Annotated in this window: 11 protein-coding genes; 7 read left to right on the top strand and 4 right to left on the bottom strand. The window is 47.1% G+C overall.

The window, feature by feature from the left end; genetic code table 11:
- Positions 1 to 32 precede the first annotated feature (32 nt).
- The 4 genes from rluA to M1D72_RS08825 all read left to right on the top strand — a co-directional run bounded on the left by rluA (position 33) and on the right by M1D72_RS08825 (position 4,148).
- Complete coding sequence (rluA, locus tag M1D72_RS08810) at positions 33 to 770, top strand: bifunctional tRNA pseudouridine(32) synthase/23S rRNA pseudouridine(746) synthase RluA (protein ID WP_456296643.1); 738 nt, start codon at positions 33 to 35, stop codon at positions 768 to 770.
- 37 nt (positions 771 to 807) lie between these two features.
- Positions 808 to 1,770, top strand: a complete 963-nt coding sequence (locus M1D72_RS08815; protein ID WP_456296644.1) for a D-2-hydroxyacid dehydrogenase — start codon at positions 808 to 810, stop codon at positions 1,768 to 1,770.
- Positions 1,771 to 1,962: 192 nt separating this feature from the next.
- On the top strand, positions 1,963 to 3,135 hold the full coding sequence (locus tag M1D72_RS08820) for a YjgN family protein (protein ID WP_456296645.1): 1,173 nt from the start codon (positions 1,963 to 1,965) through the stop codon (positions 3,133 to 3,135).
- Positions 3,135 to 4,148 carry a M48 family metallopeptidase gene (locus tag M1D72_RS08825; RefSeq protein ID WP_456296646.1) on the top strand — a complete coding sequence of 338 codons (1,014 nt, stop codon included), beginning with the start codon at positions 3,135 to 3,137 and terminating at the stop codon, positions 4,146 to 4,148. Before M1D72_RS08820 ends, M1D72_RS08825 begins: the two co-directional genes overlap by 1 nt.
- 69 nt (positions 4,149 to 4,217) lie before the next feature.
- Here M1D72_RS08825 and M1D72_RS08830 read toward each other — a convergent pair whose 3' ends face one another.
- The 3 genes from M1D72_RS08830 to pepA all read right to left on the bottom strand — a co-directional run bounded on the left by M1D72_RS08830 (position 4,218) and on the right by pepA (position 9,185).
- On the bottom strand, positions 4,218 to 7,079 hold the full coding sequence (locus M1D72_RS08830) for a valine--tRNA ligase (protein WP_456296647.1): 2,862 nt from the start codon (positions 7,077 to 7,079) through the stop codon (positions 4,218 to 4,220).
- 92 nt (positions 7,080 to 7,171) lie between these two features.
- The gene (locus tag M1D72_RS08835; protein WP_456296648.1) at positions 7,172 to 7,621 is read right to left on the bottom strand and encodes a DNA polymerase III subunit chi; all 450 of its coding nucleotides are present in this window, start codon (positions 7,619 to 7,621) and stop codon (positions 7,172 to 7,174) included.
- A gap of 55 nt (positions 7,622 to 7,676) precedes the next feature.
- Positions 7,677 to 9,185, bottom strand: coding sequence for a leucyl aminopeptidase (pepA, locus tag M1D72_RS08840; RefSeq protein ID WP_390196110.1), 1,509 nt, complete (start codon positions 9,183 to 9,185; stop codon positions 7,677 to 7,679).
- A 180-nt stretch (positions 9,186 to 9,365) separates the two neighbouring features.
- Between pepA and lptF the strand changes: the two genes are divergently transcribed.
- Positions 9,366 to 10,466 carry an LPS export ABC transporter permease LptF gene (gene lptF / locus M1D72_RS08845; RefSeq protein WP_390196104.1) on the top strand — a complete coding sequence of 367 codons (1,101 nt, stop codon included), beginning with the start codon at positions 9,366 to 9,368 and terminating at the stop codon, positions 10,464 to 10,466.
- Positions 10,467 to 10,469: 3 nt separating this feature from the next.
- A complete protein-coding gene (lptG, locus tag M1D72_RS08850; RefSeq protein ID WP_456296649.1) occupies positions 10,470 to 11,540 on the top strand; it encodes an LPS export ABC transporter permease LptG in 1,071 nt (356 codons plus the stop codon).
- Positions 11,541 to 11,622: 82 nt separating this feature from the next.
- Here the strand turns inward: lptG and mutS are convergent, their stop codons facing one another.
- Positions 11,623 to 14,205, bottom strand: a complete 2,583-nt coding sequence (gene mutS, locus M1D72_RS08855; RefSeq protein ID WP_456296650.1) for a DNA mismatch repair protein MutS — start codon at positions 14,203 to 14,205, stop codon at positions 11,623 to 11,625.
- An 84-nt stretch (positions 14,206 to 14,289) separates the two neighbouring features.
- Here mutS and pncC point away from each other — a divergent pair, with 84 nt between their 5' ends.
- Positions 14,290 to 14,775, top strand: a complete 486-nt coding sequence (gene pncC / locus M1D72_RS08860) for a nicotinamide-nucleotide amidase (RefSeq protein ID WP_456296651.1) — start codon at positions 14,290 to 14,292, stop codon at positions 14,773 to 14,775.
- Positions 14,776 to 14,786: the final 11 nt, after the last annotated feature.

A 14,786-nucleotide genomic window follows, 5' to 3' on the forward strand; every position in this document is an offset into this window, starting at 1 on the left:
ATCGCGACGTTTTTAGTGATGAGACACATTGAATGGCGATGCATGAATACCACCCTCCCACTGAGCCGTGGGTTGAGATCATTTATGAAGACGAACATATTTTGGCAGTCAACAAGCCATCTGGCTTGCTGTCGGTTCCTGGCCGTTTGCCTGAGCATCAAGACAGTATGTGGCGTCGCTTACAAGAAACACATCCCAGCATACAGGTTGTGCATCGCCTCGACATGGATACCTCAGGCTTGATGGTACTTGCTAAAGACAAATGGGCAGAGTCGGCGCTAAAAAAGCAGTTTCAATACCGATTAACTCATAAAGTGTACTATGCGCGAGTTTGGGGGACGGTGAATCATGAGCAAGGCGAGCTCGATTTCCCACTGATAGGTGATTGGCCCAATCGCCCCAAGCAAAAAGTGTGTTATCAACAAGGAAAGCCCGCCAAAACCTATTATCAAGTGGTAGAACGCGAAGCCCAGACAACCCTAGTCCGCTTGCTACCTGTGACAGGGCGCTCGCATCAATTACGCGTTCACATGCAGGCTTTAGGGCACCCTATTGTTGGGGATGAGTTTTATGCATCCGAGCAAGCATTTGAATTTTCTGATAGGTTAGAGCTTCACGCCGCTGAGTTGAGTTTTTATCATCCTCGAAGTCACGAGTTAAGTAGCTTATTTGTTGCCTGTGATTTTTATCCGCAAGCCCAAGCGATGATCTTTGAACATTTTGACGCTGAGAAAACACTGCCAGATTATAAAACTCTGCCCACCCCTTAGTCAGGGGAACTTGGGTAGCGAATAAGGAGAATAAAAAATGACGTTACCCAAAGTGGTCTTTCTGGACCGTGCAACCATTCCTTCCCATATCCATTTGCCTCATTTGCCGTTTGAGCATCTATGGGTCGAGTACGATACCACCGCGCCACCGCAAGTTCTTGAGCGTATTTATGATGCGGCGATCGTGATTACCAATAAAGTGGAACTCAAAGGAGATCTGCTCACTCAGCTTTCCGATCTCAAATTGATTGCTGTCTCTGCGACCGGCTATAACAACGTCGATATTGAGGCATGCCGAAAAAGTCATATTGCGGTCACCAACATTCAGGGGTATGCAACCCAATCTGTTCCCGAACATGTGATTGCAATGATGTTTGCTTTACGACGTAACTTATTTGCCTATCATCAAGATATTGCTAATGGTGAGTGGCAGCGTAACGGGCAGTTTTGCTTTTTTACTTATCCGATTAATGATATCTCCGGAAGTACGCTAGGCGTTATTGGCCGAGGTGCTTTGGGGCAAGCAACAGCTGAACTGGCCAAAGCAATTGGTATGAATGTCCTGTTTGCTGAGCGTAAGGGGGAAACCCGTTGTCGTACTGGATTGACACCGTTTGAACAGGTACTGCAGCAAAGTGATGTTTTGACGCTACATTGCCCGTTGAATGAGGACACGCACCATTTGATCGGTCAACGTGAGCTAAAAACGATGAAGTCGTCGGCCATTTTAATTAATACTGGGCGTGGTGGGTTAGTTGATGAGCAGGCATTAGTGGAGGCATTGACTGAACAAATCATCGCAGGGGCTGGTGTTGATGTATTTAGTGCGGAACCTGCTGATATGTCCAATCCTTTATTAGCGAACATGTCGCTGCCTAATTTACTTTTAACTCCGCACGTTGCCTGGGGGAGTGACTCTTCAATTACGCGTCTCGCCGAAATTTTAATACAGAATATTGCCGCCTTTGAACGAGGTGAGCAGCTCAATAGAATTGTTTAGACGGACGGTTCTTTCCTCTGGCTAAATATTGATAAAAGTAATAATTATATGGTGTATTTTTTTGTGAATTTTACCCATGCAATTGTATTAGTATGATGAATATTTCCTGAACACTTGGTATTCTAAATAGGCAAATATTTGCTTATTTTTGTCGCTAGCAAAAATAATAACAACGTCAGGAAGAACAAATTCATGGATAATAAACAACATATAAACCCCCTGATATTTAAAGGTCAAGGGGGGGCTTTTTTTGGTATTTGGATCGTTAATATATTACTTTCGATTGTTACTCTTGGTATTTATTCTGCGTGGGCAAAAGTGCGTACCAAACGTTATTTTTATGGTAATACGCAATTAGCCGGTGATGTATTTGAATATCATGCGAAACCGCTACAAATTCTAAAAGGGCGCTTAGTGGCTCTACTGTGTCTATTGGTTTGGGCGTTGCTTGGGCAATTCAATCCGGTCGTCTCATTAGTGCTCATATTGGCGTTTTACGTTGCGATCCCTTGGCTACTTTGGAGTAACGCACGCTTTGATTCGGCAATGACCAGTTTTCGTAATGTCCATTTTTCTTTTGCCGGAGAACTGTCTAAGGCGTACGCGGTTATTCTGGGACGAGCTCTAGGGGCACTTGTTATTCTCGCGGTATATTGTGCTTTGGTTGCAGGCGCATTTCATGCCTCATTTGGTTTCGGGTTAGTCATGGCTATCGGCGCGCTGATCTTAATGGCCGTATTATACTCGTGGGTGGTATTTGGCATTACGCAATATTTCGTCAACGGTTACCGTTACGGGGATTGGGCATTTTCAGCGCAGCTTAAGCAGAGTGTTTTTGTTAAAATCTACTTATCTGCCATGGGTTTTGGAGTATTAGCCTTTATCGCGTTGACAGTGGTTATGTTGGCGTCTTCATTCTCCGGTGTTGATTTTAATGGCAGTGCGCAGGATATGTTCGCGACCATCGGGTCGAACTCTGTAATAACGGTGGTTGGTATGTATCTTGGCTTTATTTTGATTACGTTAACGCTAACCGCTTATACCGTAACTCGCGTCCGTAACTATTTATTTTCTGTGATGGTGCTGAGCCAAGAAGAGCATGACCAACTTAAACTGACGTTTATTTCTAAATTTAAGGTTTCAAGCTTTATATGGTTGATGCTCTCTAACTTCCTCTTACAACTTGTGACGCTTGGTTTAGCCAGACCGTGGGCGATGGTGAGAGCCTCTCGTTATGTCGCTGATAATACTCGTGTCGTTGGTGATATGGCGTTGCTTGTATCACGAGACCAAGATTCAGATGTTGATTCGGCGGTTTCCGATGAAGTTGCTCAGGCCTTTGATCTGAACCTAGGCATCGGTTAATGCAACTATCGGGTCATGCCTTCGCGCCTCGCAGTTCACAACGCTGCGAGGCGTTTTTTCATCTTGAACAAAATGAAGCCGGAAGCCAACAATGGGTTTTAGCCTTAGAGGGACAGCGGTTTTGTTATCCACTGCAGGATGTTGAGTTTAGTGCGCCAGTCGGCAACATGCCAATACGTTTGCGGTTGCCTGATGGGCGTATGTTTATTACCCAGCGAACGTCAGAGTTAGATAAGTGCCTCAAATCCCAGCAACGCTGGACGTTGAAGCTTGATTGGTTGGAACGTCACTGGATAGCTTGGCTGAGCAGTGGGATTCTGTGTTTGGTACTCCTTGTATCCGGTTATCACTATGCCTTACCTTGGGTGAGTAGTAAAACGGCACAAGCCTTGCCTGAGCGCTGGAGTCTGCTCATCGGTGACCAAGTTTTGGACACGCTCGACCATATTTATCAGCCATCACAATTGAGCATGGATCAGCAAAACGCTATTCGTTCACGAGTGGCAGGTTATCTTGAAAAGTTACCTGCAATGCCATTTTCTATCGAGATAGAATTCCGGTCATCACCGGGGGAGAGTAACGCCTTTGCTTTACCCGGCGGCAAAATGGTTATTCTCGATGATTTAGTGGCTATGATGGAGAACCCGCGTCAACTTGACGCCATCATCATGCATGAGCTTGGGCATATCTATCATCGCCATATGCTCACTCGCTTGGTTCAATCAAGTATTATCTCGGTGTCGGTTGCAGTGATGACGGGGGAGGCCAGTGGTGTGATTGATAATATGGCTGGCGTGGGGGTTTTTCTCTTAGCGAACCAAAAATCTCGCCGCAATGAGCAGCAAGCGGATGCGTTTGCGCGCCAAGCGATGATGCGTTTGTTTGATGATCACCAGGCCTTGGCGAAGGCGTTTGAGCGCCTAAAACAGCAGCCGGGGTTGGAGCTTCCACAGTGGCTAAGTACTCATCCTGATATTGAGCAGAGAATTCAAGATGCGCAAATATCGCCTTAGTTGGCAGAGGATGAAGAAACAAAAAAAGCAGCGGTTTTCCGCTGCTTTTTTATATCAAAGTGAGGCTTCTTATAAAGCAGCAATCGTCACTTTTTGCTCTTCAAGTTTCGCCAATGTCTCTTTGTAACCTTCGAGCTTCTCTCGCTCTTTTGCAACAACGGCTTCAGGCGCTTTCGCCACGAAACCTTCATTACCAAGCTTACCTTCAAGGCGTTTGATTTCACCTTGCGTTTTCTTCACTTCACCATCAAGGCGAGCAAGTTCCGCATCTTTATCAATGATACCCGCCATTGGGATCATCAGTTCCGATTTGCCCACAAGCGCGGTCGCACAGGCTGGCGTCTCTTCTCCGTCATTGAGAACACGAATACTTTCAAGCTTAGCCAGTGACACCAGCACTTGTTCATTGGCACTGACACGAGCTGCATCAATGTTATTCGCCGCTTTTAGCATCACTTCCAATGGCTTGCCTGGGTTGATGTCGTATTCAGCACGGATATTACGAATGCTAGTGATGAAAGATTTGACCCACTCAATATCATCTAACGCTTCTTGGTGGAAATTATTTTCATCGTACTGTGGCAGCGCTTGCAGCATGATGGTTTCACCTTCAACACCCTCCACTAATGGCTTGATACTTTGCCAGATGGTTTCGGTAATGTAAGGAATTACCGGATGCGCAAGACGCAGGGTTTTTTCCAATACCGTGATTAAGGTGCGGCGAGTGCCTCGCTGCTGCGCTTCGTTGCCTTTCCAAAGTACCGGCTTCGTTAGCTCCAAGTACCAGTCACAGAATTGGTTCCAAATGAACTCGTAAATCGTGTTGGCCGCCATATCTAAACGGAAGTTATCGATATGGTTGTTGAACTCTTTAGCCGCTAATTCAAATTGTGATTCGATCCAGCGGTCGGCATAGGAGTAGACGACTTCACTACCTGCATCAAAGCCACAGTCTTTCTCTTCGGTGTTCATCAAGACGTAACGGCTCGCGTTCCACAGCTTATTGCAGAAGTTGCGGTAGCCCTCTAGGCGTTTCATGTCCCAGTTAATATCACGTCCAGTTGATGCCATGGCCGCAAGCGTAAAGCGCAATGCGTCAGTACCGTAAGCTTCGATACCGTTCTCAAAGGTTTTGCGTGTGTTCTTTTCAATCTTCTTCGCTAATTGAGGCTGCATCATGTTGCCGGTGCGTTTCTCAACCAGAGATTCAAGGTCGATACCATCAATCATGTCGATAGGATCAAGAACGTTACCTTTCGATTTCGACATTTTATCGCCGTTTTCGTCACGAATTAGCCCTGTGACGTAAACGGTTTTGAACGGAACTTGTGGTTTGCCATTTTCATCTTTGATGAAGTGCATGGTCATCATGATCATACGCGCAACCCAGAAGAAGATGATGTCAAAGCCCGTAACTAATACATCCGAAGGGTGGAATGCTTTTAAATCCGGCGTTTGTTCTGGCCAGCCTTGAGTTCCAAAGGTCCACAATGCAGATGAGAACCAAGTATCCAGAACATCATCGTCTTGGCGCAGTTCAATCACTGACTCAAGGTTATGGTTACGGCGAACTTCTTCTTCGTTGCGACCCACGTAAACATTGCCTTGGTTGTCATACCAAGCCGGAATACGGTGACCCCACCATAGCTGACGCGAAATACACCAATCTTGAATATCACGCATCCAAGAGAAGTACATATTTTCGTACTGTTTTGGCACGAATTGGATTTCGCCATCTTCTACCGCTTTAGTCGCGACTTCAGCCATTGGGGCTGTGCGCACGTACCATTGGTCGGTGAGCATCGGTTCAATGACCACACCGCCACGGTCACCGTAAGGGACGGTTAAATCGTGATCTTTAATTTCTTCGAGCAAACCAAGCTGTTCAAACTCAGCAACAACCGCTTTACGTGCCGCAAAGCGCTCCAAACCTTGGTATTGGGCCGGAATTGTGGTTGGGTAGGCTTTGCTTGGCTCACCATTGGTAGTGAAGACTTCCGCTTCATCACGAATATTGGCATCAAAGGTGAGAATGTTGATCATCGGCAGTTGATGACGTTTACCGACTTCGTAGTCATTAAAGTCATGAGCTGGCGTTATTTTTACACAACCAGTGCCTTTTTCCATATCAGCGTGTTCATCGCCAACAATCGGAATGCGGCGGTCAACTAATGGAAGAATGATCTCTTTGCCAATCAGAGCTTTGTAGCGTGGATCTTCTGGGTTAACCGCAACACCGGTATCGCCAAGAACGGTTTCTGGGCGGGTCGTCGCAACCACAATGTAGTCTTTGCCTTCAGCGGTTTTCGCTCCGTCGGCGAGCGGGTAGCGGAAATGCCACATATGACCTTTTTTATCTTTATTTTCAACTTCAAGGTCAGAAATCGCGGTGTGCAGTTTTGGATCCCAGTTAACCAGACGTTTGCCACGGTAGATCAAATCTTCCTGATAAAGGCGAACAAACACTTCTTGAACGGCGTTGGAGAAACCTTCATCCATGGTGAAACGTTCGCGATCCCAATCAACAGAAGCACCAAGGCGACGCAGCTGTTTGGTGATGGTGCCGCCAGATTGGCCTTTCCATTCCCAAATTTTGTCGATAAATGCATCGCGGCCGTAATCGTGCTTGGTTTTTTCCTCTTCCGCGGCAATCTTACGCTCAACCACCATTTGGGTTGCGATACCTGCATGGTCAGTACCGACTTGCCACAAGGTGTTCTTGCCTTTCATGCGTTCGGCACGGATTAAAGTATCCATGATGGTGTCTTGGAAGGCGTGGCCCATGTGTAGGCTACCAGTGACGTTCGGTGGCGGGATCATGATGCTGTATGATGCTTTCGTCGTGTCACCGTGTGGCTTAAAGTAGCCTTTTTCTTCCCAAGCCTGATACAGCGCTTGTTCAATTGAAGTTGGGTTGTATGTCTTTTCCATAGTACTCATTTAATGGATACGTTGAGGTTAATCTTTGCCAATCTTTATAAGTGAACTCTCTGTTTGGAGAGCTTAACTATAAGGATTGACGACTAAGGGTAGTGTATTTCTATGGTTTGCAGCTGGTAGCCAGCTTGACGATAGATTTTATACCTTTCTCTTGCGAGTTGCTTTGCTTTTTCATCGCAGGGGACGAAGTCTACCACCTCTGCAAACTTGTTCGCAAAGGTTGTCTGATTATCCGCCACATTTATAACAAGCTGACGATTCCAACTCGGTTTTACCCCTTGATGACCAATTTCGATACTGGTGGCGTACTTAGGGCCTTCACCGACAAGGTTATGGGCGATAAATTGCTCGGGTGGTTGCTGCCAAAAGTATTCGGCGAGTTGCTCAGCATGGGGCTTATCTTGGCAGTTGAGATAAACCTTAGCCCCTTGCTTGGCAAAGTGTTGAGCCAGAAAAACCACATAGGCAGCAAAACCTTCGGCGCTGGCCTGTGGTGATTGTTCAGGAACAATGTAAAAAGTCGCGTTAGACATGGCGCTTCACTTATTGATTGCAGCAACAAAAAAGGGCCTTTCGGCCCTTTTCGAATTACTCTTCGCTATCTTGGCCACTGCGGTTAAGCAGGAATTGGACAAGCATTGAGACCGGACGGCCCGTCGAGCCTTTTGATGCACCTGATTTCCAAGCGGTTCCGGCAATGTCGAGGTGAGCCCAGTTGTATTTCTTAGCAAATTTCGACAAGAAACAGCCCGCAGTGATGGTTCCCGCAGGACGACCACCAATATTGGCCATATCTGCAAATGGGCTTTTCAGTTGCTCATGGTACTCATCAGTCATTGGCAAACGCCATGCGCGATCGCTGGCTTGCTCTGAAGCATTGATAATTTCATGCGCCAACGGGTTGTGGTTGGAAATGACCGCAGAAATGTGATGACCAAGGGCCATAATACATGCGCCAGTCAGGGTGGCCACATCAACCACACATTCAGGCTCGAAACGCTCAACGTAAGTGAGAGCATCACACAAAACTAAACGGCCTTCCGCATCTGTGTTTAACACTTCAACCGTTTGACCCGACATGGTCGTGAGGATGTCTCCCGGACGGTAAGCATTGCTGCCCGGCATATTTTCACAACCTGCGAGCACACCGACAACATTAATAGGTAAGTTCAGTTTTGCTAGCGCTTTCATCGCGCCAAATACTGAAGCTGCACCACACATATCGTATTTCATCTCATCCATACCAGCGCCGGGTTTGAGTGAGATACCGCCAGAATCAAAGGTTAAGCCTTTACCGACTAAGACAATCGGCTTAGCGTCTGGCTCGGGATTACCTTTGTACTCGATGATTGACATCATCGATTCGTTCTTCGAACCACGACCAACGGCGAGGTATGAGGTCATGCCGAGTTTTTCCATCTCTTGCTCACCAATGATTTTAGTGGTGATGGACTCGTAATCGTCAGCAAGGCGGCGCGCCTGAGAGGCAAGATACGCAGGGTTAGCGACGTTTGGTGGCATGTTACCTAGGTCTTTACATGCTCTTACACCTGACGCCACAGCTAGGCCGTGAGCAATGGCTTTTTCACCTAAACTCAGTTCACGGCGAGTCGGCACGTTGAAGACTAACTTGCGAAGTGGGCGGCGAGTTTCCGGCTTGGTACTTTTGAATTGATCAAAGGTATAAAGACCATCTTTGGTCGCTTCAACAGCTTGACGTACTTTCCAGTATGTATCACGACCTTTGACATGAAGCTCAGTGAGGAAGCATACTGCCTCCATCGAACCGGTTTCGTTCAATGTACTGATGGTTTTTTGAATGATTTCTTTGTATTGGCGCTCGCCCAGTTCGCGTTCTTTGCCACAACCGACGAGCAAAACACGCTCAGAAAGTACTCCGGGTACTTGGTGAAGCAGTAGCACTTGGCCTGGTTTTCCTTCTAGGTCACCACGACGCAGTAGTGAGCTGATATAGCCATCACTGATTTTGTCGAGTTGCTCTGCTACTGGAGAAAGGCGACGTGGTTCAAAGACGCCGACAACGATACATGCGCTGCGCTGTTTCTCTGGACTTCCACTTTTTACACTGAACTCCATGCGTACTCCTACATCCTAAAGACAAATAGTTCTAAATGTTAGATAATGGTCGCCATACTTATGGGAACAACCTTTGAATTAAGCAATCTAACAGTTAGTGAAAAATTAAAAAATAAAAGGTTCAACGGAAAACTATAGTGATTCGACTAAAAATACAAGTTTTGTATAGGTAATTTCAGCGTGATTATTGTTAGATATTTGATCCGCGAGACACTCAAGAGCCAGTTAGCGATCTTTTTTGTACTGTTTCTGGTGTTCGTCAGCCAAAAATTTATTCGAGTGTTAGCGGATGCGTCGGATGGTGAAATTCCTGCCCGTATGATTCTCTCTATTGTTGGTTTAAATATGCCATCAATGGGGTTGTTAATGCTGCCATTAAGCCTGTTTATTGGGATTCTTTTAACCTTCGGACGTCTCTACGCCGAGAGTGAAATTACCGTAATGAACGCGACCGGAATAGGAAATAAATTTCTCATTCGTGCCGCGTTATACCTTGCGGTGATTACTGGTGGTTTAGCGGCGTTTAACGCATTTTGGCTTTCACCATGGGGGCAGGATAAAGAAGCTCAACTGTTTGAACAGTTTGAAGCCGAAAACAGCGTTGACCTGCTACAAAAAGGACATTTTCAGCGTACGCCGGACGGTTCGTCAGTGGTGTTTATTGACAACATCCAGAACAAAAAGTTGTCCAATGTGTTTGTTGCTCAACTAACGCCTCGGGATTCGATTTTACCAAGTGTTATGTTCTCTAACTCTGGGGAAGTCAAAGAGCTCGGGGATGGTCGTCAAGTCATTAGTATGTATGACGGGACCCGTTATGAAGGAGTTCCAACTCGGGTTGATTATATGACAACAACCTTTGATGAATACCAAGGGCTGATTGGGCAGCGTGAAGTCAAACAGCGTAGCCGAGATTGGGAAGCGATTCCGACGATAAACCTGATCAAAAACTCTGATCCGGAAGCACAAGCCGAACTTCAGTGGCGAATTTCGTTAGTGGTGTGTATTCCACTGCTGACGATGTTGGTTGTCCCCCTATCAGCGGTTAATCCTCGTCAAGGGCGTTTTGCGAAGATGGGACCGGCTATTTTGATCTATCTTGCGTATTTCCTTGCTATCAGTGCAACGAAATCAGCATTGGAAGATGGCTCAATTCCGACCATTGTCGGCATGTGGCCGATTAACGCGGCCCTGTTGTTTACGGCTATTGTTGCCAACTCATTGGACAGTGTCATGGCTCGACGCCTGAAAGACCGATTTAGAAAAAAGAAGGCCGCATAACCTGTGTTTAAAATTCTTGATTTGTATATAGGTCGAACCATTATTGCGACCACCTCTTTGGTTTTGGCCACTTTTGTTGGTCTGTCGGCGATCATTAAATACGTTGAGCAGTTACGTAAAGTTGGGCAGGGCAGTTATGACTTGCTACAAGCTTTGTTCTTCGTGGTGCTGAGTATCCCACGCGATGTGGAAATGTTTTTCCCTATGGCTGCGCTGTTGGGTGCGTTAATTGGTCTGGGAATGATGGCTTCAAGTTCAGAGCTGGTGGTGATGCAAGCCTCTGGTTTTTCGAAATTGAACATCGGAACCTCGGTACTCAAAACCGCGGTGCCTTTGATGATAGCTGTCACCCTGCTTGGACAGTGGGGTGCGCCGCAGGCGCAGAAAATGGCGCGAGATATGCGAGCGTTTTCCACCTCTGGAGGGCAGTTGTTGTCGGTACGTGCTGGGGTATGGGCGCGAGATGCCAACGACTTCATCTTCATCGGTAAAGTGGAGGAAGATAAACTCTATGGGTTGAGCATGTGGCGTTTTGATGCGGACAAAAAGCTCGATACAGTCGTGTATGCCAAAGAAGCGGACTTTGTTGAGCAAAGCCATTGGATTTTGAAAGATGTACAAGTGACAAACTTGCAAAATGATATCGAAATATCCAAACAAAATCTCGATGAGTACCGTTGGGATACAACGCTCGCTCCGGATAAACTCGCCGTCGTGACTGTGAAGCCTGAAGAGTTGTCTCTGACGGGGTTGTATGATTACGTCTCTTATCTTGATGCCTCAGAGCAGGATTCTTCCCGTTATGAATTGGCACTGTGGCGTAAAGTCACTCAACCATTTTCAATTGCGGTGATGATGTTGATGGCCCTGTCGTTTATTTTTGGTCCGCTGCGTAGCGTGACCATGGGGGCTCGCATTTTATCGGGCGTCATTGCCGGCTTTACGTTTTACATCTCCAGTGAATTTTTCGGTCCATTGAGTTTGGTGTACGAAATGCCCCCTGCTTTTGGCGCCATTGCGCCTAGTGTGGTGTTTTTGACGATTGCCGTCTTATTGTTGAGGCGCAAGCTTTAGCGACTGTTTGATGTATTAAAAAGGCTGCCTGGATGGCAGCCTTTTTAATTTATTGCGTTACTGGTCTCTGCGAGATGCTGTCTTATAACAACTGCTTAAGGCGATAAAGTGCATCCAAGGCTTGGCGCGGCGTCAATTCGTCCGGATCGATACTTGCCAAGACTTCTTCGACTTCACTCGGCTCGGGAATTAAACTCAGTTGATTGGCGACATCGACCCCTTGACTGGACGACGGATTATGGCTGGAATCTCCCAAGCTTTCTGCTTTACTGAGCTGTTCTAGTTGTGTGAGTTTAGCGCGTGCATTTTTGATCACACTTTTTGGAACACCAGCAAGCCCGGCGACCGCCAAACCATAAGATTTGCTGGCGGCTCCTTCTTGTACGGCATGCATAAATGCGATGCTGTCACCATGCTCAACCGCATCAAGATGCACGTTGGCTAATGCAGGAATTTGCTTGGGTAGCTCAGTCAATTCGAAGTAGTGAGTTGCAAATAAGGTTAACGCACCAATTTGTTTTGCGAGCCATTCGGCACTGGCCCAAGCTAGAGATAAGCCGTCATAGGTGCTGGTGCCGCGACCAATTTCATCCATCAAGACTAAGCTACGCTGGGTTGCGTTGTGCAAGATATTCGCGGTCTCCGTCATCTCAACCATGAAGGTTGAACGGCCTGATGCGAGATCATCGGACGCACCAATACGAGTAAAGATACGATCAATCGAGCCTATCTGTGCTGACTCTGCGGGGACATACGCGCCAATATGAGCCATCAGAGCAATCAAGGCGGTTTGTCGCATGTAGGTCGATTTACCTCCCATATTAGGTCCGGTAATGATCAACATTTTACGTTGCTCTGAGAGTTCAATTGGGTTGGCAATAAAAGGGTCATCCAACACTTGCTCAACCACTGGGTGGCGCCCTCCTTGAATATGCACTCCGATATCATCGGTGAGTTCTGGTCGGCAGTAGTCAAGGCTCTCGGCTCGCTCAGCCAAATTCTGCAACACATCGAGTTGAGAGAGCGCCGAGGCTAAATTTTGTAAACTCTCAAGGTTTGGAAGTAGAAGATCAAATAACTGTTCCCATAATTGCTTCTCAAGCGCCAAGGCTTTGGACTTGGAGTTGAGGACCTTATCTTCATGCTCTTTGAGCTCAGGGATGATATAGCGTTCTGCATTTTTTAGGGTTTGGCGGCGAATATAGTGAGGCGGCACCAAGTGGCTTTGTCCTCGGCTGACCTGAATGTAAAAACCATGAACGTTGTTATAGCCCACTTTTAGGGTATCAATGCCGTGACGTTCTCGCTCTTCCCGCTCAAGTGCTTCAAGGTATTCAGTGGCCCCCTCCGCGAGATTACGCCATTCATCAAGCTCAGCGTTGTAACCACTGGCGATCACGCCGCCATCACGAATCACAACCGGCGGGTTTTCAATGATGGCTCGCTCTAGCAGTGCACAGATTTCCTGTTGCGGTGCGCAGTACTGAGCTAACTTCTGCAAATAAGGGTGCGAGAGCTCACTCACGACAGAGTCAAGATCCGGTAATTGTTGCATGGCGTTACGTAACCTTGCCATATCGCGAGGGCGTGCTGACCTCAAGGCTAAACGCGCCAAGATTCGCTCTATATCGCCAATCTGTTTAAGCACTGGGTGTAACTCAGCAAATAAGGCCTTGTGCTTAATATCGCCTATGGCATCGAGGCGTTGATTGAGTGCCTCGCTATTGCGCATTGGCTGATGAAGCCAGCGCTTAAGCATACGACTGCCCATGGGTGTTGCCGTGTGATCCAGCACCTCTGCCAAGGTATTTTCGCTGCCACCGGCTAAGTTTTGAGTGATTTCCAAATTACGACGAGTTGCCGCATCAAGGATAACGGAGCTGTCTTGACGGTCAAAAGTGAGTGAGCGAATGTGTGGCAGGGCTGTGCGTTGGGTATCTTTCACATATTGGATTAAACAACCTGCTGCACATAGACCATACTGTGCTTGCTCAACCCCAAAACCCACTAAATCTTTAGTGCCAAACTGCTGATTGAGTTGCTGCCTTGCGGTATCAAGTTCAAACTCCCAAACAGGACGACGACGATTACCTTTTCGGTGCTCCATTAACTGCACGGGTTGAAAATCTTCAGGAAACAGCAGTTCACGTGGAGAGGTGCGTTGTAATTCAGCCTGCATCGCCTCTTCATCTTGTGGTTCGCTTAGCTGAAAGCGCCCTGAAGTAATATCTAAGGTCGCGTAACCAAATTGGCCTTGATGATGATAAATCGCTGCAATCAGGTTATCGACACGTTCAGAGAGCAAGGCTTCATCAGTCACGGTTCCTGGAGTAACGATGCGTACGACTTTACGTTCAACCGGACCTTTACTGGTTGCTGGGTCACCGATTTGTTCACAAATCGCGACGGATTCACCGAGCTGAACCAGTTTGGCGAGATAACCTTCCACAGCATGGTAAGGGACGCCTGCCATAGGAATTGGTTGGCCAGCAGATGAGCCTCGTTTGGTCAGAGAAATATCGAGCAAATGTGCAGCGCGCTTTGCATCATCGTAAAAAAGCTCGTAAAAATCGCCCATACGATAGAACAGCAAAATCTCTGGATTTTCAGCTTTCAGTTTGAGGTATTGCTGCATCATGGGGGTGTGTTTTTGCTCGACTGTCACGGGGCCATCTTTGTGTTTATTGGTGTTGGCGATTAGGATACGTGAAAGGAATTGATGCGAAAAGACGAAAATCGGATTTTAGTTATGCAAACGTTGGAAAAATTATCCGCTCAATTGGGCACTTTGCTTGAACAAAAACAACACATTATGACAACGGCTGAATCATGTACTGGTGGTGGTGTCGCCGCTGCTATTACTGATATCGCAGGAAGTTCAGCTTGGTTCGAGCGCGCCTTTATTACCTATAGTAATGAAGCGAAAATGGAAATGCTTGGTGTCAGCGAGCGCTTACTCAATACGGTCGGGGCGGTCAGTGAGCCCGTGGTCATCGAAATGGTTCAAGGTGCACTTAAGCATTCACGAGCGACGATCGGCGTATCCATCAGTGGTATTGCAGGCCCTGGAGGCGGGAGTGATGAAAAACCAGTGGGAACAGTATGCTTTGCATGGGCGAGTACCAACGGTTGGCACAAAGTTGAAACCGTACGATTTAGCGGCGACCGTTGTCAGGTACGCCAGCAAGCGAGCTATCACGCGTTATCGGAAATTTATCAGTACCTTAGTCGATAAACCGGTGATGG

The sequence above is a fragment of the Vibrio sp. AK197 genome (assembly GCF_053903115.1).

What these genes read in the sequence shown, in the direction of transcription:
- rluA (WP_456296643.1), top strand. Translation starts at nt 33, where the DNA reads ATGGCGATGCATGAATACCACCCTCCCACTGAGCCGTGGGTTGAGATC.
- M1D72_RS08815 (WP_456296644.1), top strand. Translation starts at nt 808, where the DNA reads ATGACGTTACCCAAAGTGGTCTTTCTGGACCGTGCAACCATTCCTTCC.
- M1D72_RS08820 (WP_456296645.1), top strand. Translation starts at nt 1,963, where the DNA reads ATGGATAATAAACAACATATAAACCCCCTGATATTTAAAGGTCAAGGG.
- M1D72_RS08825 (WP_456296646.1), top strand. Translation starts at nt 3,135, where the DNA reads ATGCAACTATCGGGTCATGCCTTCGCGCCTCGCAGTTCACAACGCTGC.
- M1D72_RS08830 (WP_456296647.1), bottom strand. Translation starts at nt 7,079, where the DNA reads ATGGAAAAGACATACAACCCAACTTCAATTGAACAAGCGCTGTATCAG.
- M1D72_RS08835 (WP_456296648.1), bottom strand. Translation starts at nt 7,621, where the DNA reads ATGTCTAACGCGACTTTTTACATTGTTCCTGAACAATCACCACAGGCC.
- pepA (WP_390196110.1), bottom strand. Translation starts at nt 9,185, where the DNA reads ATGGAGTTCAGTGTAAAAAGTGGAAGTCCAGAGAAACAGCGCAGCGCA.
- pncC (WP_456296651.1), top strand. Translation starts at nt 14,290, where the DNA reads ATGCAAACGTTGGAAAAATTATCCGCTCAATTGGGCACTTTGCTTGAA.